This is a genomic window from Geotalea uraniireducens (assembly GCF_027943965.1).
Lineage (GTDB): Bacteria > Desulfobacterota > Desulfuromonadia > Geobacterales > Geobacteraceae > Geobacter > Geobacter uraniireducens.
Genome location: NZ_AP027151.1, coordinates 3,805,476 through 3,823,005 on the forward strand (window position 1 = coordinate 3,805,476; position 17,530 = coordinate 3,823,005).

At 66.9% G+C, this 17,530-nt stretch carries 17 protein-coding genes; 4 read left to right on the forward strand and 13 right to left on the reverse strand.

The annotated features are described in order from the left end of the window. Positions 1-324: 324 nt before the first annotated feature. Both QMN23_RS17750 and QMN23_RS17755 read right to left on the reverse strand, forming a co-directional pair. Positions 325-600 carry a cytochrome C gene (locus tag QMN23_RS17750; protein WP_282000663.1) on the reverse strand — a complete coding sequence of 92 codons (276 nt, stop codon included), beginning with the start codon at positions 598-600 and terminating at the stop codon, positions 325-327. Continuing rightward, entirely contained in the window at positions 597-935 is a 339-nt protein-coding gene (locus QMN23_RS17755) for a YajD family HNH nuclease (protein ID WP_282000664.1), read from the reverse strand. The genes QMN23_RS17750 and QMN23_RS17755 overlap by 4 nt, the downstream gene beginning before the upstream one ends. 169 nt (positions 936-1,104) lie before the next feature. On the opposite strand from QMN23_RS17755, the gene QMN23_RS17760 reads away from it, so the two are divergent. Then, on the forward strand, positions 1,105-2,061 hold the full coding sequence (locus QMN23_RS17760) for a response regulator (RefSeq protein ID WP_282000665.1): 957 nt from the start codon (positions 1,105-1,107) through the stop codon (positions 2,059-2,061). Between the two features lie 12 nt (positions 2,062-2,073). Here QMN23_RS17760 and QMN23_RS17765 read toward each other — a convergent pair whose 3' ends face one another. From QMN23_RS17765 to QMN23_RS17815, 11 genes are all read right to left on the reverse strand, one after another. After that, complete coding sequence (locus QMN23_RS17765) at positions 2,074-2,388, reverse strand: hypothetical protein (protein ID WP_282000666.1); 315 nt, start codon at positions 2,386-2,388, stop codon at positions 2,074-2,076. Positions 2,389-2,495: 107 nt separating this feature from the next. Further along, positions 2,496-3,140, reverse strand: a complete 645-nt coding sequence (locus QMN23_RS17770) for a hypothetical protein (RefSeq protein WP_282000667.1) — start codon at positions 3,138-3,140, stop codon at positions 2,496-2,498. Positions 3,141-3,434: 294 nt separating this feature from the next. Continuing rightward, positions 3,435-5,021: a hypothetical protein gene (locus QMN23_RS17775; protein WP_282000668.1), complete on the reverse strand. Its 1,587-nt coding sequence runs from the start codon at positions 5,019-5,021 to the stop codon at positions 3,435-3,437. A gap of 334 nt (positions 5,022-5,355) precedes the next feature. Continuing rightward, positions 5,356-6,798, reverse strand: coding sequence for a sigma-54-dependent transcriptional regulator (locus tag QMN23_RS17780; RefSeq protein ID WP_282000669.1), 1,443 nt, complete (start codon positions 6,796-6,798; stop codon positions 5,356-5,358). Beyond that, the gene (locus QMN23_RS17785; RefSeq protein WP_282000670.1) at positions 6,795-9,119 is read right to left on the reverse strand and encodes a sensor histidine kinase; all 2,325 of its coding nucleotides are present in this window, start codon (positions 9,117-9,119) and stop codon (positions 6,795-6,797) included. The genes QMN23_RS17780 and QMN23_RS17785 overlap by 4 nt, the downstream gene beginning before the upstream one ends. Positions 9,120-9,503: 384 nt before the next feature. After that, a complete protein-coding gene (locus QMN23_RS17790; protein ID WP_282000671.1) occupies positions 9,504-9,872 on the reverse strand; it encodes a surface-adhesin E family protein in 369 nt (122 codons plus the stop codon). A gap of 44 nt (positions 9,873-9,916) precedes the next feature. After that, the gene (gene cydC / locus QMN23_RS17795; protein ID WP_282000672.1) at positions 9,917-11,563 is read right to left on the reverse strand and encodes a thiol reductant ABC exporter subunit CydC; all 1,647 of its coding nucleotides are present in this window, start codon (positions 11,561-11,563) and stop codon (positions 9,917-9,919) included. Beyond that, a complete protein-coding gene (gene cydD, locus QMN23_RS17800; RefSeq protein WP_282000673.1) occupies positions 11,545-13,293 on the reverse strand; it encodes a thiol reductant ABC exporter subunit CydD in 1,749 nt (582 codons plus the stop codon). Before cydD ends, cydC begins: the two co-directional genes overlap by 19 nt. Continuing rightward, positions 13,286-13,852: a YaeQ family protein gene (locus QMN23_RS17805; protein ID WP_282000674.1), complete on the reverse strand. Its 567-nt coding sequence runs from the start codon at positions 13,850-13,852 to the stop codon at positions 13,286-13,288. The genes cydD and QMN23_RS17805 overlap by 8 nt, the downstream gene beginning before the upstream one ends. A gap of 209 nt (positions 13,853-14,061) precedes the next feature. Next, complete coding sequence (locus QMN23_RS17810) at positions 14,062-14,262, reverse strand: cold-shock protein (RefSeq protein WP_282000675.1); 201 nt, start codon at positions 14,260-14,262, stop codon at positions 14,062-14,064. Positions 14,263-14,422: 160 nt separating this feature from the next. After that, positions 14,423-14,689, reverse strand: a complete 267-nt coding sequence (locus tag QMN23_RS17815; protein ID WP_282000676.1) for a hypothetical protein — start codon at positions 14,687-14,689, stop codon at positions 14,423-14,425. Between the two features lie 265 nt (positions 14,690-14,954). Between QMN23_RS17815 and QMN23_RS17820 the strand changes: the two genes are divergently transcribed. The 3 genes from QMN23_RS17820 (at position 14,955) to QMN23_RS17830 (ending at position 17,498) form a co-directional block, all read left to right on the forward strand. Continuing rightward, the gene (locus QMN23_RS17820) at positions 14,955-15,308 is read left to right on the forward strand and encodes a hypothetical protein (RefSeq protein ID WP_282000677.1); all 354 of its coding nucleotides are present in this window, start codon (positions 14,955-14,957) and stop codon (positions 15,306-15,308) included. Positions 15,309-15,613: 305 nt separating this feature from the next. After that, entirely contained in the window at positions 15,614-16,249 is a 636-nt protein-coding gene (locus QMN23_RS17825; protein ID WP_282000678.1) for a trimeric intracellular cation channel family protein, read from the forward strand. 46 nt (positions 16,250-16,295) lie between these two features. Further along, positions 16,296-17,498 carry a class I SAM-dependent rRNA methyltransferase gene (locus QMN23_RS17830; RefSeq protein WP_282000679.1) on the forward strand — a complete coding sequence of 401 codons (1,203 nt, stop codon included), beginning with the start codon at positions 16,296-16,298 and terminating at the stop codon, positions 17,496-17,498. The last annotated feature ends 32 nt before the right edge of the window (positions 17,499-17,530 follow it).

The following is a 17,530-nucleotide window of genomic DNA, read 5'->3' on the forward strand; positions in this document are numbered from 1 at the left end:
TTGTTAGCCAGTTAACTTGCTCACGATTTCATCTCTTGGTGCAGGCTGCGGGTCAGACATTAGGCCCCCCCACCAAGCCGATCATCACAGCCCCTGCCCTGCTTTTCATAGTTCACTCCCCGATAATGAATGATCATTCCTGCCGGTCTGCTGGCACAGCCGGCATAAGAGAACTCTTAGCATACGGCGCCCGGGCAACAAAGCGTTTTTTCGACCAAAATGCCTGCAAGCCCGAAAAGTTACTATATGTAGTAACCTGAGATGATTTTTTTGCAGCGACGACGAGTGGCGGGATGATGAGACCGTGAAACGGCGGGGAGAGGATCAGTGCCGGGGGGCGGCAAAGCGGTGGCAGTACAGGCACTGCTCTTTCGGCGGGTGCCCCGGCGGCAGCGGCCGGGCGGCGGTGGCATGGCAGCGGACGCACCCCTGTTCGGTCGCTTCCCGGGCGGCGCCGTTAGCGAGCGCCTCCTGGAACGGGCGGTGTACCGCGTCGAGCGGCACCGGCTTCCCCTGTTCGGAGCCACGGTGCCGGGCGAGGACGGCGACGAGCGCCACGATGAGCACCAGGAAGAGAACGTCGCGTTTGCCGAGCTTCATCGCTTTGGGTCCTCCCCCTGCAGGTAGTCGCCGAGCAGCGACCGGCTGTGCTCGTCGTCGTGGCAGTAGATGCAGAGGTTCTCCCAGTTGCTGCCGTCGGGGGGGTTGTTGTGGTGGTTGCCGTCCTTGTGGTGGACGGTAAGGAGGTGGAGGTTCTCCAGGGTGAACTCCCGGCCGCACTTGGCGCAGATCCAGCCGTGCAGCTTGAGGGAGCGCTCCCGGTAGTTGGTCGGCGCGTCCTGCTCCGCCCGCAGCCGGCGGACCAGCTCGTCCAGCTCTTCCTGGCTCTTGGCCGGCCCCGGTCGCGGCGTCCGCGGTCTGAAGGTTCTGCCCATGGTTTCTCCCCCTGCGACGGCCCGAATTGGCGGCGGACCGTCCTGCCTGCCGTTCAGGGTACCCGATAACCGGCGGCAGCGCAACCGGCTCGTGCCGACACGCCGGCGGCGATCTATTCATTAAAGAAACGGCCCGCCCTGCCGAAACGTATCATGGAGGTAACGCGACATGGCAGAGCACGCAGAGTCCGCCCCCCTGGCCGCCCCGATCCTGATCGCCGACGACAATCTGCTGATCCGGAGCATGCTCGAAGGGAGCCTGAAGGCCGCCGGTTACACGGTGGTCGCCGCCGAAAACGGCAAGCAGGCGCTGGAGATCTTCAACAAGGGCTACTACCCGATCGTCATCACCGACTGGGTCATGCCGGAAATGACCGGCCCGGAGCTCTGCCGCGCCATCCGCGCCGACGATTCGGGCCGCTATACCTACCTGATCATCCTCACCTCCCAGGATTCGAAGAACGATATCATCGCCGGCCTCGACGCCGGCGCCGACGAGTACCTGATCAAGCCGTTCCACCAGGCGGAGCTGCTGACCCGGCTGAAGACCGCCCGGCGGATTCTCGACCTGGAAAGTTCGCTGAAGCGGAGCATGGAGGAGGTCGCCAGCCTGTCGCTGGTCGACCCGGTCACCGGGGTGTTCAACCGCCGCTACCTGGAGCAGCGCCTCCCCCAGGAGCTGAAGCGGGCCTACCGCTATGAGCACTCGCTGGCGGTGATGGTGATCGGCATCGGCAATTTGCGGGAGACGGTGGAGAGCCACGGCCACTTCACCGGAGAACTGCTGCTGAAAGGGTGCGCCGACTGCCTGACGGAATCGGTGCGCAAGGATATCGACTGGCTGGCCCGCTTTGGCGAGGAGACCTTCGTGGCGGTGCTGCCGGAGACCGATGCGGCGGGGGCGATGATCCTTGCCAAACGGCTGCGGATCAGGAGCGCGGCGACGGAAATCAAGATCTACAACCAGACGGTCCGGCTCGCCGCCGCCTTCGGCGTGGTCGGCTTCACCGCCAGCCAGCAGCGGCCGGGAATGACCATGGAAATCCTCCTCGACCGGGCGACCGGCTGCTTCCACCAGGCGTTGAAGGAGGCGGGCGAGCCGATCAAGGGGGTGCAGATCAGCTGATCCCGGCCAGGGTCAGTCGCCGCCGAAGAAGCGCCTGACCTTCCGCCCGAACTCGCGGAACGCCTCGCCGGTCTTCCGGCCGGCGTCACGGAACCACTCCCCCATCGACCGGCCGGCCTTCTTGGTCTCGGTCCCGGTCGCCTTCCCCATCTCCTTGAACCCCTGGCCGACTTCCTTCCCCCCCTGCTTGAAGGCTTCGCCGGTCTCTTTCCCCATCTTTTTGAAGCCCTGGCCGACCTCTTTGCCCCCCTCCTTGAAGCCGTTATCGGCCCAGCCGGGGGCGGCCAGGAAGACGATCAGCATTAGTGCCGGCAACGCTCTTTTCATGACGGTATGCTCCTCGATGGCGTCGATCCGGTCCCGGACAGCGGGAACCTGGAACTAGACTCTACCACCGAAACAGGCCACCGTCAAAAGGAGCGGGCCGACGCCGGCTAGTCGCCGCCGCGGCGGCGTGCCTCTGCCGCCTGCTGGGGGAGCGGCTGGTAGCCGACCGGAATCTCGAAGAGTACATCCGGCAGGGGGCCAGCGGCGACCTCGCGCCACTCGGCCGTCACTTCGCCGCCGGCGTCCTGCCACTTGACCGGGCAGGCGGCAAAGGCCGGCTCCTCCCAGAGCGTTCCCCGGTACTCCCTGCCGTTGCGCCGGACGACCCGGACCGCCGACTTGACCACCGGCCGGCCATCGAGCGTCTCCGTGCCGAGCCGCTGCCGGACGATGGTCAGCCCCGGCTCGAAGAAGGGGGGAAGGAGGTCGTTCATGGCATCGAGCGGCAGCTCGGCGTAGCGATTCATGGCCGGCACCAGCAACCAGAGCCGCGCCCGGTCGAAGCGGGCGATCATGATCGACGAGCGGCGGGCGCCGTCGGTCTCGACACGCACCCGGTCGGCCCGCACGAGCAGCCGGGCGCTGCCGGTGACCCCTTTGACGGTGGTCACGAGCTCGGCGCGGTAATCGGCAACGGCTGGCCGCGCGGTGGCAGGAGACGGGGGATCGGGCATCACGGCCTCCGTGCAGGCGGCCAGGAACAGCAGCCAGAGCGCCCCGGCCCGCCGCAATAAATTCAGGGGGTGTTTCATCGCTTACCTCCGGGTGACACGACACAATCTTCCGCATCATCCCGCATTATTATCTTGCCCCGCCCTCGACAGGCATGGGCGCCTAACTTGACTACTCGACAGTCCCCCTCGCCCCCTCCCATCAAGAGAGGGGGATGTTTATGCGGATGGTCAAGGTACTTCTTAGGAAGTCAAATCCCGGCCATTTGCTCCCTCCTCAGCCCTTCGAGGGAGGCTTGCGCACGCTTGGTCCAACTCGGCAAAAAAAACGCTCCCGCACCGGACCGGCTGCGGGAGCGGAGAAACGACCGGCCGCTATTCCACCTTGGTGGTGGCGGTCTTGACGTTGTTGGCGGCATTGACGTCGCCGGTGGCGGTGACGGTAGCCGTCCAGTAGACGGTGGTCGAGTAGGACGGCGCCTTCCAGCTGAAGGAGTAGGTGGTGGAACTGGAGTCGGCGGTCGTCGTCACGTTGCTGCTGAAGCTGCCGACGGTCCGGCCGTACTTGTCCTTGCCGACCAGGGTCAGGGTGCCGTTGACCACGCCGCTGAAGGTATTGTTCACCGAGACGGCAAGGGTCCGGGTTTCGTACTTGTGCACCGAACTCGGGATCGAGGTGCCGGTGATGCTCAGGTCGACGGTGACCGGCGGGGCGGCGTTCGGGTCTTCGTACTCGACGACCAGCTGGGCGCTCCGCACCACGGTCGGCTTGCCGACCTCACCCTTGACGTAGATCATCAGGTCGAAGTCGCTGGTCAGCGGGCACTCGCCGACCGAATAGCCGTCCACCGGATCGACCAGCACGCCGGTGAGCGGATCGATGTACTGGTCGAGGAAGTTGTTCCAGTTCTTGCTCTCCGCCAGGATCGGCAGACCGGTGGTCGGGTCCTTGATCGTCAGCAGGTCGATGGTGGTGGTGGTCGGCGTGCCGGCGACGTACTGGGTGATCTCGACGCCGGGGAGGTCCTGGCCGAACTTGCTCGACTTCAGCCGGTAACGGGGATTGACGCCGGCGAACGGGTCGCGGTCGAGGGTGGTGTACCAGGCGTTGGTGTACTTGCCGGCGGCGTCACGGAGCACGGTACCGGCCGGAAGGAACTCGCCGTCGCCCCCTTCGTAGGAGTCGACCGCCGACAGCCAGCTGCCGTCGGCGGCGACGGTGTAGCGCGGCAGGATGCCGGTGGCGTTCTCGTTCTCGAAATCCTCGGGACGGATCTGGTCGTTGGGGCTGTTGGTGATGTCATGATCGACGATCAGCTTGGCCGAGGTGACCTTGTAGTTGGCGCCGGCCACTTTCCAGGCGGCGGGGAGCGCCATCTTGGTGTAAAGGTAGACTGGGGTCGGCTCCTGGTTGTAGTTCCCCCAGTAGTAGAGGACCTTGCCGTCGTCCTTCAGCCGCCAGCTGTAGTCAACGCCGGAGACCATGGTCGGCAGGTAGGGGGACTGCATCAGGTGCTCCATGACCACGTAGTGCTCGGTGGCCGCCTTCGCCTTCAGCGAGCCGAGCCCCTTCATCCACTCGCCTTTGATCGGGCCGGTCTTCCAGTCGCCCGTCGCCGGGTTCTGCGCCTTGACGCCGGTGACGTTGCCGTTGCCGTCGAGGACGTTGGCGACGAAGCCATCGTCGTAGACGCCGTCCATCGGTTTCGGCAACAGCGCCGAGGCGTCGAAGTTCTTGACGTACCAGCCGTACGACGAATCGATCGGCAGATAGGTGAGACCGTCTTCCTGTACCACCGGGCTGCCGAGACAGGCGGAACCGATGATCCCCTTGTCGCACTGGACGTCGTACACATTGAAAACGTGGTTCGAGGTGAAGTTGACGGTTGCCGCCTGGGCCGCTGCCGCGGTCATTACCAGGCCGAGCGCCATTGCCGATGCCCTGCTGAACGTTCTCTTCATTCTTTCTACTCCTCCGTTGGTTGGATGGCGCGGGCCGGGAGGCTGTGCCGCCGGCCCGCCGCGTTCCACCGGAAAGAGCAAGCAGGGTGCCATGATTATAATTTATTATTAGCCTATTGAAATTAATTGATTTTTAGCGTCAATCCCGAATTTCCGGGTGCTGGAGGGGGGCAACCGGAGTTGCCGCAGCAGCCGGCGGTGCCGTGGCCGCCGTCACCGGCCACCGCCGTCGCGAACCGTGATCACAAGGGGTTAGGAACGAATGCGGCCCGCCGACAACCGTGGTTGCCATGCAACCACGGTTGCCCGGGTCCGACGGGAGGCCGGCGCACGTTCAGGCGTCGCTGACGATTTTTTTCAGTCGCTTGGCCAGGGCCTGGCGGGTGATGCCGAGCATGGTCGCCGCCAGGGTCTGGTTCCCCCGGGAGCGACGGAGCGCTTCCTTGACCACCAGGTTCGCCGTCTCTTCCAGGCGGGGGAGGCGTTGGGGAAAGGTCAGCCGGGCCGGCGGCTCGCCGGTGGCGGCCGGTTCCGCGACCACCGGCGACGGGCCCGGACCGTCGTCGCCGCAGTAGCCGATCGCCGCCTTGAAACTGTCGAGCGACAGGACGTGGGACTTGTGCAGGCTGACTGCGTTGTAGATCATCGCCCGCAACTCCCGGACGTTGCCGGGGAACGCATAGGTCGACAGGAGGGTGGCCAGCTCCTTCGGGGCGGTCGGTTTTTTCTTGCCGAACGAATCCGCCGCCTCCTGGAGGAAATGATCGATCAACAGCGGCAGGTCCTCGAAGCGTTCGCGGAGCGGCGGAATCCGCACCTGGTGGGCGCTCAGCCGGTAGTAAAGATCCTTGCGGAAGGCACCGCTCTCCTTCTTGGCGGCCAGCTCGTGGTTGGTGGCGAAGAGCAGCTTCGCTTTCAGCCGGCGCGGCTGGTCGGCGCCGAGCGGGAAAAATTCCCCCTCCTGGAGCAACCGGAGCAGCTTTACCTGCGAGGCGTGGCTCAGGTCGCCGATCTCGTCGAGGAACAGGGTGCCGCCGGCTGCCTCCTCGATCATCCCCCGCCGCTCCCGGTCGGCGCCGGTGAACGCCCCGCGGGTATGGCCGAACAGGGTGTCGGAGAAGACGTTGTCGTCCAGCCCCGCGACGTTGACCGCCACCCACGGGCCATCCGGGCAGCGGATACAGCGGATCGCCCGGGCGATCAGTTCCTTGCCGACGCCGCTTTCGCCGGTGATCAGGATCGGCTCGCTGCTCTGGGCCACCGCCTCGCAGTACTGGAGGACGGCGCGCATCTTCTGGCTGCGGCTCTTGATCTTGTAGAAGGCGTCGGGGAACTCCAGGTGATCTTCGAGGAAACGGGCCTTCAGCCGCTGGTTCTCGTCGCGCAGCTCCTTCATCGAAAAGGCGCGCTGGATGCCGGTCACCAGCCGCTCCCGCTCCACCGTCTTGACGTAGTAGTCGACGGCGCCGAGCTGCATGCAGCGGACGGCGGTATCGACCTGGTTGAGGCCGCTCAGGACAATCACCGGCGTATCCGGATAGTCGCGGGTGATCATCGGCAGCAGGTCCTGGCCGGAAAAGTGCGGCATCGTCAGATCGAGGAGGATCAGGCTGACCTCGGTCCGCTGGAGGATGCCGAGCACTTCCCGGCTGTCGGAGCACTTGATGATGTTATTGACGCCGGTCGCCTCGCGCAGGGTCAGGGAGAGGCTGCGCAGCCAGGGGAGCTCGTCGTCGACCAGGAGGATCGGCGCAGCGGGATACAGCTCTTCGTTCATGGTCCGGTAACCTCCTGTTCGACCGGCAGATAGAGATGGACGGTGGTCCCTTCGTTGAGGGCGGAATGGAACTCCAGGCTGCCGCCGTAATCCTTGACGATCCGCATCGACACCGACAGGCCGAGGCCGGTGCCGCCGCTCTCGCGCTTGGTAGTGAAAAACGGGTCGGTAATGTGGGGAAGGTTTTCCCGGGGAATCCCCACCCCCTCGTCGCTGACCCGGATCACGCAGGCCCGGCGGCCGGCGTCGTAGTACGTATCGATCGCCACCCCCTTCTCCTTGTCGGGGAGCGCCTGGCAAGCGTTCATCACCAGGTTGACCACTACCTGCTCGATCCGCTGCAGGTTGCCGATGAACAGCGGCAGCCCCGGCGCCAGCTCGCTCGTCAGCCGGTTGGTGGCATTCTTGATCGTGTTGCCGGCCAGCCGGAGCGCCGCCCGGACCGCCTCGTTCAGGTCGATCGCCTCGCGCAGCTCCGGCCCGTCGGCCCGGGCGAAATCCTTCAGGTCCTCGACAATCCGCTTGATCCGCCCGGCGCCGTCGAACATCTCGCTGAACAGGTGCGGCATCTCCTCGCGCATCTCCGAATAGGGGAGCCCGCCGAGCAGGAAGTCGCCGTGCTGCTCATAGTGCTTTTTCAGGATCGGCCCGGCGTCGGCGCAGGCTTTTTTCACCAGCTCGGTATTGAGCAGGATCAGCGCGTTCGGATTGTTGATCTCGTGGGCGACGCCGGCAGCCAGTTCGCCGAGGGAGGCGAGCCGGCTGGCCCGGATCGTCTCCTCCAGGAGCCGTTTCTTGTCGGTGACGTCGCTGGCGAGCATGATCACGTGGCTGATCTCCCCGGCGGCGGTTTTGACCGGGAACGCCTTGACCTCCAGCACCCGGCCGTCGGGGGTGGTGATGATCGCCTCCTCGTCGACCCCGGACTGGAAGGCGGTGACCGCCGGGCAGTTGTCGCAGATCGAGGCCCGGTTGTAGAGGAGCTTGCAGCAGTATTCGCCGGGGATCGAGCCAAGCCGCTGGTTGAAGTAGTTTCCCGCCTCCCGGTTCGACCAGATCACCTGCATCTCCGGCGAGATCAGAGTCAGGCCGTCGGGGATGCCGTCGAGAATGATCTGGAACTGCTGCGACAGCTGCTTGTAGCTCTGCTCACTCCGCCGCAGCTCCGCCTCGGCCCGCCGCCGGCGCAGGATATTGGTGGTCAGGACGAGGGTAATCCCCAGCAGCGAGACGACGATGGCGACCGCCAGCCAGAACTGGGAGGGGCTCAGCTGGTAGGCCGACGGCGGCTCGTTGATCAGCCGGTAATGGGCCGGCAGGCTGCTGAGCGGAATCCCGAGCCGCTTCAGTTCCAGGTAGTCGAAGGCGGGGACCGCCGGCGGCGCCGCCAGCGGGATGGCCGCGGCCGGTTCGCCGTTGAGGATCCGCAGCGCCATCGCCGCCGCCAGCCGCCCCTGGGTCTTGGCGCTGACCAGCGGGCCGCCGACGATCCCCTGGCCGAGATATCCTCCCCAGAAGCTGTAGATCGGCAGGTCGGTCGTCTGGCGGAGCAGCAGCGTCTGCTCGTTGAACGAGAGGAGATTGCCGGCATCGTCGCGGATCGAACCGTTGACCAGCAGCACCGTGTCGGTGCCGAGCTCTGTCAGCCGCCGCCGCAGCGTCTCCGCCGGCAGGTCGTCCCAGAAGCGGAAGGTTGCCTGGTCGGCAAATTTCGTCGCCACCACCTTCAGCCGGCGCTGATTGATCCGGTCGGTCAGCTCCCGGTTACTGCCAATCACCACCATCTCCCGGATGCGCGGGTGGAAAGCGAGCGCCTGGCGGATCACCCCGGCGAAATCGGGATCGGCCCGCACCCCGGTGATCGGCGCCCCGGCCGGGAGCAGTCCCGACACATCGTTATTGATGCCGCAAAAGACGATCGGCACATTGCGGAACAGGTCGTGGCGGTGTTCCAGGGCGAAATTGAGCGCCTCGTTGTCCGACAGCAGCACCAGATCGTAGGTGCGCCCCTTGAGCTTGTAATGGAGAATGGCGTCGAGGATGTGGGAAAAGTACTGCGCATCCTGGTGACGCTTGGTATCGAGATACTCGACGTCGGCATCGATCCGCCGCGCCGAGGAGGCCAACACCTCCTGGATGCCGGCCATGATCCGGTCGGTCCAGGGATACCCCGGATGGTACGAGTGGAGGACCAGGACATGGTAGGCCTGACCGGCGGGGTGTTCCGCCGCGGCGGCCACGGCGCAGCAAAAGAGCACTGCCAGCGCCGGGAGCAGCACGCGGCAGGCGAATTGTCTGCCGAGCCGAACGATCATGGACATCCTGAATTCCCCCCGTCTCCCGAACCACCGGTGCCGGCATCCGCCGGGCATTTCCCTGCTAAATCCCGGAGTCGTTACCGGCGTTTGGCGGTATTGAAGTGACGGCAGAACAGACCGGACCGGTGGCGTCGCTCACCGCCGACGAGACGGCAAGCGGGTAACAAGCGCCGAAAAGCTTGTCCAATCAAACAATTGGCGAGGAATAACGGACGGATAGTCGGGAACCGGTGGCCGAAATACACAAACGAACTTCAATATATACATAATCCAATCTGCACATTTCAGACCAATTATTACTACCGGTTTATGAATTGTTTTTCAGAAGCTGGCGGGTCGGAAACAGGGGGAAGCCGCCGCGCCCGATGGCTGCGGCGGCGGGGAGAGTCACTTGCAGAGGAGCTCGAAGGTGGCTTCATTGAGCGAGCCGGGCTTGATCGGAAATTCGCGGGGAGCCTGATAATACTTGCTCGTGGCAATGAAATCCCCCGCCGTATTGTAGGTGGCGTCGGCAATTTCGAACAGCCGGTGCGCCGTGCAGTCGGCAGTGAACTGGATTTTCCGTCCGGCCACCCCCTGGCGCGGTTTCACGTAGTGCCAACGGACCCAGACCGACGGCTGGTTATGGTACGGCGCATAGGAGAGGTAATCGACCGCGGCGATCACCGTTTTCCCCTCCCGGTAAACCTGCCAGTCGGCAACGGCCTCACCGGCCGCCGCCATGATGATCAGCATCGTCATCGCCAGCCATTTCATGTGCCACCTCCTCGAATCGATTCTTCGCGGGACAGCCTGTCCCGTCAGGTCCGGCCGGGCAGCCGGACGACCCGCCCGGCCAGCGCCAGACAGGCGGGCCGATGGGTGATCACCAGCAGCGTTTTTCCCCGGCAGCGCTCCGCCAGCCGGGCCACCACCTGCCGCTCGGTGGCGGCGTCCAGCCCCTCGGTCGGCTCGTCGAGCAGCACGAGCGGCGCCTCCTTCAAAAGCGCCCGGGCCAGGGCAAGCCGGCGCGCCTCGCCGCCCGAGACGGCACGGCCCCCCTCGCCGACCGGCGTGTCGAGCCCCTCCGGCAAGGCAGCAACCCAGGCCGCCAGCCCCGCATCGTCCAGGGCCTGCCCGAGCTCGGCGGCGCCCGCCGCCGGGTTGGCCAGCAGCAGGTTCTCCCGGATGGTCCCGTTGAAGAGATGGGGCCGCTGCGGCACCACCGTCACCAGTCGCCGCATCTCGTCGGCCGCCAGCTGGCGGAGTTCGATGCCGCCGACGATGACACTGCCGCGATAGTCGCGGAAGCGGAGCAGGATTTCCAAATAGGTGCTCTTGCCGACCCCGCTCGGGCCGGTCAGCGCCAGCCGCTCCCCGGCGGCAATTTCCAGGTCGGCCAGCGGCACTTCCGGCAGGCCGGGGGCGTGGATGCCGGTGACGCCGCGAAAGGCGACTCCGCAGGTCGTCGGTGCGGGTACCGGCGTCGCCGGCTCGGGGACCGGCGGTGAAGCCTCGGCCAGATCGCGAAGCCGGCGGATCGCCGCCCGGGCCGCCGGCAGCAGCTGCAGCGCCGCCGGCATGCCGCCGGCCGCTTCGAAAGCGGCAGCGGTAAAAAGGAGCAACATCACCAGTTCCGGCCCCGCCAGCCGGCCGGCGGTCACCGCCGCGCCACCGGTCGCCAGCACCGCGGCCACCGCCAGGCCGCCGCAGGCAATCCCGCCGGCGGCGGTCAGCCCGCCGAGCCTCGCCAGCCGTTCCTGATCGGCCACCAGCCGCCGCGACAGCTCGTCGACCCGGGCCGCCTGCCGCTCCACGGCGCCGAGCAAGAGCAGTTCCTCCGCCCCCTGCACCCCTTCGGTAACCAGCGACCGCAGTTCCCCTGCCAGCTCGGTCGAGCGGCGCCCCGGTGCCGCCGCCAGCCGCCGGGCCAAAAGCGGCAGTGCCCCGCCCGCCAGGAGCAGGAAGAGCAGCAGCACCACCGCCGTCGTCCGGTCCCAGCCGGCGGCCACCACCACCGCCAGGACAATTGCCGTCGCCCCGGTGGCCAGCGGGGCGACGATCCGCAGGTAGAGGCTCTCCAGGGCATCGACGTCGGCGCGGAGCCGCCCCGCCACCTCGCCGCCGGCGTAACGTTCCAGCCCCGCCGGGGCCAGCGGTTCCAGCCGGGCGAAGAGCCAGACCCGCAGCTCGGCAAGGATGCGCAGCGCCGCCTCGTGGGTCACCAGCCGCTCGCCGTAGCGGCCGACCGTTCGGATTACCGCCAGGCCGCGGATCGCCGCGGCTGGGAAAAAATAGTTGAACGGCGTGGCGGTCACCCCGGCGACCGCCATCGAGGCGATGAACCACCCCGACACCGCCATCAGGGAGACGTTGGCAGCGATCACCACCACCCCGAGCAGCACCCCGGCCGCCATCCAGCGCCACTGTCGCCGGGCAACGCCGAGGATCAGCAGCAGGTCGCGCATTGCCCCTCCCCGGCCGCCAGGTAGTCGGCCGGCGTCACCAGCCGCTCCAGCCGCCCGCCGGCCAGCACCGCCACCCGGCCGGCCCGCCGCAACGTCTCCTCGCGGTGGCTGATCACCAGCACCGTCCGACCGACTGCCAACCGCGCCAGCGCCTCGCCGACCAGCCGCTCGTTCTCCGGATCGAGACCGGCCGTCGGCTCGTCGAGGACCACCAGCGAGGCATCGCGCACCAGTGCCCGCGCCACCGCCAGCCGGCGCAGCTCGCCGCCGGAGAGCCCCGCCCCCCGCTCGCCGAGTTCGGTGGTCAGGCCGGCCGGCAGCCGGGCAACGAACGGTGCCGCGGCCGCGGCCTCCAGGGCCGCCCAAAGCTGCTCCTCGCTCGCCTCGGGCCGGCCGAGGAGCAAATTCTCCCGGATGGTGCCGGCGAAGAAGAACGGCCGCTGCGGCACCCAGGCGAGCCGCGCCCGCCAGGCGGCAGGATCGAGCCGGGCCAGATCGGTGCCGTTGACCATGATCCGCCCGGTCTCGGGACGCATCAGGCCGACCAGCAGGCGGACCAGGGTCGTCTTGCCGGTACCGCTCTCCCCCGCCAGGGCGGTAAGGCTGCCGGCCGGCAGCTCCAGGTCGATCCCGGCCAGCCCGCCCCGGTTGCCGCCATAACGGAACGCCACCCCTTCGAAAGAAACCGCCGGCGGGCCCGGCGGCACCGGCAAGGTCCCATCGTACCCCGCCGGCAGCGGCAGCGCCAGGAGCGGCACGATCCGTTCGGCAGCCGCCACCCCCTGCATCCGCGCGTGGTAGGAGAGACCGAGCACCCGCAACGGCAGGTAGAATTCGGGGGCGAGGAGCAGCACGAACAGGCCGTCGGCCAGGGTCAGGCCCCGACCGAGCAGCCGGAAGCCGACCACCACCGCCACCACCGCCGTGCCGACAGTGGCGAAAAACTCCAGGGTGAAGGCCGAGAGGAAGGCCAGCCGCAGCACCGCCATCGTTCCCTGGCGATACGCCTCCGACACCCGGGCAACGGTCGCCGCCTCCCGTTTGGCGGCGGCGAAAATCTTCAGGTCCGGCAACCCCTGCACCAGGTCGAGAAGGTGCCCCGCCAGCCGGGCCAGCGTCCCCCACTGGCGACGGTTGAGGCTTTCCGAGCCCCGGCCGATCAGGACCATGAACAGGGGGATGAAGGGGGCGGAAAAGAGCAGCACCAGCCCGGCGCGCCATTCGGCGGGCAGGACGACCAACAGCGCGAGCAGCGGCAGCAGGGCGGCCAGCGCCAGGTGGGGGAGGAAGCGGGCGAAATAGGGTTCGACCCCGTCTACCCCGGCGGTGACCGCCTCCACCAGCGGCCCGGTTTCCTCGCCGGCCAGCCCCGCCGGGCCGAGCGCCTGCAGCCGGCGATAGAGAAACTGGCGGACCCGCTCCTTGACCCGGGCCGCGGCCGCGGCCGCCCCCCGCTCGCCGAGGAAGGCGCAGCCGCCGCGGCCCAGCGCCAGCGCTGCCACCCCCCCCGCCAGGGGGAGAATCGCCGCCAGGGGAGTGCCGTCGATCACCAGACGCTGGCAGGCGACGGCCAGCAAGCGCGCCTGGACGATGATCAGCACGCCGCCGACGCCCGCCCAGCCGACCGCCCGAAGCAGTGGGCCGCGGACCGTACGCGCCTCATCGAGCAGCCACGCCTCGGGACGCCGCTCCACCGCCGGCGCCGCGCTTTCGCCGCTGCCGTCAGGCATGGGCCATTGCCTGGAAGGGATCGGGCCCCACCAGCCGGACGAGGGTGGTTTCCAGGGTGTCGTCGCCAACCGTCAGGTAGAGGGTCCTTTCGGTGACCGTCAGGCTCCAGACGATCGAGCGCTGCAGGCGGGCGGCCAGTTGCGCCAGGAAGCGCTGATCGATGGTATAAACGGTGAGGTTGGGCATGCCGGCGAGCTTGGCCAGGTGCAGTTCCTGCCAGTTCCAGCAAGCCGGGCCACAGGCGAGGAGGATCACCCGGTCGCTGTGCCGGCTTGCCCGGAGCAGCCGCTCCGGGGCGGGGAGCCCGACTTCGAGCCAGAGGGTAATCCGGCCGCCGGCCCCCTTCACCCAGAGGTCGGGTTCGTCGCCGGCGCAGACCCCCCGGGTAAAGACGAGTTCCGGTTCGAGAAAGAGCGCATGGGCAAGCAGCCGCGCCACCAGCCGCTCCTCGGTCTCGGAAGGGTGTTGGGCGACGGTGGTATGGAGGGTTTCGTAGAGATTGCGGTCCAGATGGGAGAGTTCGATAGTGGCGCGGTAGATGATCGACGAGAGGGCCATGGGGTGAAGATCCTTTCCGTGACGGCCAGGTCGGGACCGGCAGGGGGGAGCGACGGAAGGTGGTCCGGGACGGCGGCTGCTCTTCAATGATAGCCGATAGGGGGAGATGATGCCAGAAGGAATTTTGCCGCGGCCGGTGGCCGGCAGCGGCAAAAAAAAAAACGCCCCGGATTGCTCCGGGGCGTTTTCGAGCCGTTCGGGAAACCCGATTAGCCTTTGATGACGTTGGCAGCCTGCAGCCCTTTGGGGCCCTTGACGATGTCAAACGTCACGCTATCGCCTTCAGCCAGGGACTTGAAACCATTCCCCGAGATGGCGGAGTAGTGCACGAAAACGTCCTCGCCATTTTCCTGCTCGAGAAAACCAAAACCCTTGCTGTCATTGAACCACTTCACCGTACCTTTTACCATTTGCTTACTTTCTCCTGATACTTCTTGTTGTAATATCATCCGGGGCATACCGCGGACGTCGTTTCAACCTAACAGGTTTCCCTGAATAATGTCAAACGATTAAATTCACCTGGCAAAAAAAAACGGCCGCGCCGTGGCAAAACGGCGCCGACCCGGCTGTTCAGAGCATGAACGAACGAACGAGCGACTGCACTTCCTCGTCGGCACCGGCCTGGGCAGCCACCACCGCCTGCCGTTCTTCGAGCGGCATGAAGTCGGAAAGGTACTCCCGGGCATCGTCATGGCTACCGGCAACGGCCGCCGCGGTCATGCAGAGGACCACCACCGGCACGCCGGCCCGGTACCCCTCGACAAGTTTGCCGATCTCTTCGCGACGCTTCTCGGTACTCCAGGCCTGATACACTTCCGTCCCAATATCGGTAAACATGCTGCCCCCCCTCACTGGTTTGTTATCCGGCAACGGCACCCTGCCTCGCCGGCGGAACGGTCCGGGGGAGGGAGTGTCCAGCTTAATGCAAAGCGTGACGTCGGTCCAGAATTTTAATCTGACCGTCCCTTGCCGCATCGGGGGGCGGTACTGCCCGATTTTTCAGCAGCCCGCACCGCTCCCTTGCCGGCCCCGGCCGGCGGGAACCCCCCGCATGCCGGCGCCAAACGGGGATCGACAGCCGACAGGAGAGTTGGCACGGCTCATGAAAACCCAGCAGGGAGAGGCGCGTGCGAAACGCGCCGGCGCCCACCGTCGCACGACGGTCGGGCAACGCAAGCCGCCGGGTGAAACTCCGGATTCTCCCGGCCGGGAGACCCCTATGGACCGTGACGACCTGGTAACTCTTGCGGCGGCTGCCGCCGCCCTGCAAACCACCCACCTCCGGGTGCTGATGCTCGTCAAGCAGCAGGCCCTGGCCGGTGAACTGATCGACGGAGAATGGTATGTCGAGCGGGCCGCCCTCGACCGGGTCTGCCGGGAAGGCATGACACCGCTCGCCGGCCCGAGCTGCCGCAGTTCCTGTACCTCTGGCGGCTGCGGTTGCGGCAGCAAGTAGGCTGCCCCGCCGTTCCGGGCCCGCGGTACCGCCGGCCAGCCAGCCCCCGCCCCCCCGGCGCGGGAATCCGCGTCTCCTCCCCCCCCTTCCCCTCTCCAGAGCAGCGCCCGCCGACCGGCGACCGGCTCGCGGCGGCAAAATTTATGTTGCTCCGGCGCCGACGCCATGCTATCTGGTTCATCTTCCAGACCTTTTCCGACAGGGAGCATCGCAATGGCGCAATTCTCCACCCACGGCAGCGGACATCCCGGCCGTGACCTCGCCCGACGACCGACGACAGAACAAGCGCTGCCGGAGGAACGGCAATGACGGCCGCCGGGACCGGCGGCACCTTCGACGTTATCTATGCCCTCGACCTGCTCGGCACCGCCGCCTTCGCCGCCTCGGGGGCACTGGTCGGCATCCGCAAGCGGATGGACCTGCTCGGGGTGGTGGTGCTCGGCCTGGTGACCGCCACCGGCGGCGGGGTAGTCCGGGATCTGCTGATGAACGACACCCCGCCCTTCTGTTTCAAGAATGAAACCTATCTCTACCTGGCGCTGGCGGTCACGATCATCGTCTTTCTGATCCCCCGCAAGTTCGAGCGGCAGCGCAAGACGATGCTCTTGCTCGACGCCCTCGGCCTCGGCACTTTCCTGGTCATCGGCACCTCCAAGGCGCTCGCCTTCAAGCTCGGCTTCATGGGCTCGGTGATCATGGGGGTGATGACCGCCACCGCCGGCGGGATGATCCGGGACATGCTCGGCAACGAGATCCCGCTGATCCTGCAACGGGAGATCTATGCCTCCGCCTGCATTGCCGGCGGCATCGTCCTTTACCTGCTGCACCGGGCGGGGGTGGCGGCGGCGGTCACCCTGCCGGTGGCAGCCCTCGTGGTGATCGCCATCAGGATCGCCGCCATCCTCCGGGGGTGGCAGCTGCCAAAGGGGCCGGTCATCTGACCGCCGGCCAGGCCAAAAGATTTCCCGCCCATCGCAAGGAGACGTCATGAAGCAGCAGAGATGCATCGTCGGCCCGGAATCGGTGCGGATGCTGGAACTGGGGCATCCGTGGATCATCGCCGACCGCTATACGAAACAATGGCCGGCCGGCCGGGCCGGCGACCTGGTGGAACTGACCGACGAACAGGGACGGTTCCTCGCCACGGCGCTCCTCGATCCGGGCGAGCGGATCGTCGCCCGGGTGCTCGATCGGCAGAGGCTCCGCCTCGATGGCGACTGGCTGGCACAGCGACTGCGCCGGGCGCTGCAGCTCCGCCGCGACCATACCATCCTGGCCGATACCGATGCCTACCGGCTGGTGAACGGCGAGGGGGACGGCCTCCCCGGGCTGACCGTCGACCGCTACGGCGACCACCTGATGATCCAGCTTTACAGCGGGGCCTGGCGCCCCCATCTGCGGCTCGTGGTGCCGCTCCTCGACGAACTGCTGCAGCCGAAGGGAATCTACGAGAAGAGCCGCCCCCAGCAGACCCGCGAACTGGAAGCGCTGAACGAGGAGAAGCGCTACGGCCGGCTGCTGGCCGGCAGCGCCGCCCCGGCCCGGCTGACGGTGCGGGAGAACGGTCTCTCCTTCCTTGTCGAGCTGGAACGGGGGCTGAACACCGGCCTGTTCCTCGACCAGCGCAACAATCGCCGCGACCTGATGGGCCGGGTGGCCGGCAAACGGCTGCTCAATCTCTTCGCCTACACCGGCGCTTTCTCGGTGGCCGCGGCGGCGGCCGGGGCGAGCCGGGTCACCGGCGTCGACGTCTCTGCCGGCTACAGCGACTGGGCAAAGGAAAACTTTGGCGCCAACCGGCTCAATCCGAAACGGCACGACTTCCTTGTCGGCGACTGCCTGGCGGTGCTCGGCGAGCTGCAACGCCAGGGAAAGCGCTACGACATTATCCTCATGGATCCCCCCTCGTTCTCCACCACCGCCAGAAGCCGCTTCACCACCCGCGGCGGCACCGCCGACCTGGTGGCGACGGCCCTGCCGCTCCTGGAAAGCGGCGGCCTGCTGATCACCTCCTCCAACCACCAGAAGGTCGACCTAGCCGACTACCTGAAAGAGCTGCGCCGCGGCGCCCTCCAGGCGAAGAGCGAGTTGCGGGTGATCGGCCTCGCCGGCCAGCCGGAGGATTTCCCCTACCCGGTTACCTTCCCCGAGGGGCGCTATCTGAAGTACGCCCTGAGCGTCAAGGGCTGACCGACGCGCGCCCAGCGAGGAAAGCGGTTAGC

Bases quoted from the DNA above. Each gene is read 5' to 3' on its own strand.
- QMN23_RS17750 (WP_282000663.1), bottom strand. From the start codon at position 600: ATGAAGCTCGGCAAACGCGACGTTCTCTTCCTGGTGCTCATCGTGGCG.
- QMN23_RS17755 (WP_282000664.1), bottom strand. From the start codon at position 935: ATGGGCAGAACCTTCAGACCGCGGACGCCGCGACCGGGGCCGGCCAAG.
- QMN23_RS17760 (WP_282000665.1), top strand. From the start codon at position 1,105: ATGGCAGAGCACGCAGAGTCCGCCCCCCTGGCCGCCCCGATCCTGATC.
- QMN23_RS17765 (WP_282000666.1), bottom strand. From the start codon at position 2,388: ATGAAAAGAGCGTTGCCGGCACTAATGCTGATCGTCTTCCTGGCCGCC.
- QMN23_RS17770 (WP_282000667.1), bottom strand. From the start codon at position 3,140: ATGAAACACCCCCTGAATTTATTGCGGCGGGCCGGGGCGCTCTGGCTG.
- QMN23_RS17775 (WP_282000668.1), bottom strand. From the start codon at position 5,021: ATGAAGAGAACGTTCAGCAGGGCATCGGCAATGGCGCTCGGCCTGGTA.
- QMN23_RS17780 (WP_282000669.1), bottom strand. From the start codon at position 6,798: ATGAACGAAGAGCTGTATCCCGCTGCGCCGATCCTCCTGGTCGACGAC.
- QMN23_RS17785 (WP_282000670.1), bottom strand. From the start codon at position 9,119: ATGTCCATGATCGTTCGGCTCGGCAGACAATTCGCCTGCCGCGTGCTG.
- QMN23_RS17790 (WP_282000671.1), bottom strand. From the start codon at position 9,872: ATGAAATGGCTGGCGATGACGATGCTGATCATCATGGCGGCGGCCGGT.
- cydC (WP_282000672.1), bottom strand. From the start codon at position 11,563: ATGCGCGACCTGCTGCTGATCCTCGGCGTTGCCCGGCGACAGTGGCGC.
- cydD (WP_282000673.1), bottom strand. From the start codon at position 13,293: ATGCCTGACGGCAGCGGCGAAAGCGCGGCGCCGGCGGTGGAGCGGCGT.
- QMN23_RS17805 (WP_282000674.1), bottom strand. From the start codon at position 13,852: ATGGCCCTCTCGTCGATCATCTACCGCGCCACTATCGAACTCTCCCAT.
- QMN23_RS17810 (WP_282000675.1), bottom strand. From the start codon at position 14,262: ATGGTAAAAGGTACGGTGAAGTGGTTCAATGACAGCAAGGGTTTTGGT.
- QMN23_RS17815 (WP_282000676.1), bottom strand. From the start codon at position 14,689: ATGTTTACCGATATTGGGACGGAAGTGTATCAGGCCTGGAGTACCGAG.
- QMN23_RS17820 (WP_282000677.1), top strand. From the start codon at position 14,955: ATGAAAACCCAGCAGGGAGAGGCGCGTGCGAAACGCGCCGGCGCCCAC.
- QMN23_RS17825 (WP_282000678.1), top strand. From the start codon at position 15,614: ATGACGGCCGCCGGGACCGGCGGCACCTTCGACGTTATCTATGCCCTC.
- QMN23_RS17830 (WP_282000679.1), top strand. From the start codon at position 16,296: ATGAAGCAGCAGAGATGCATCGTCGGCCCGGAATCGGTGCGGATGCTG.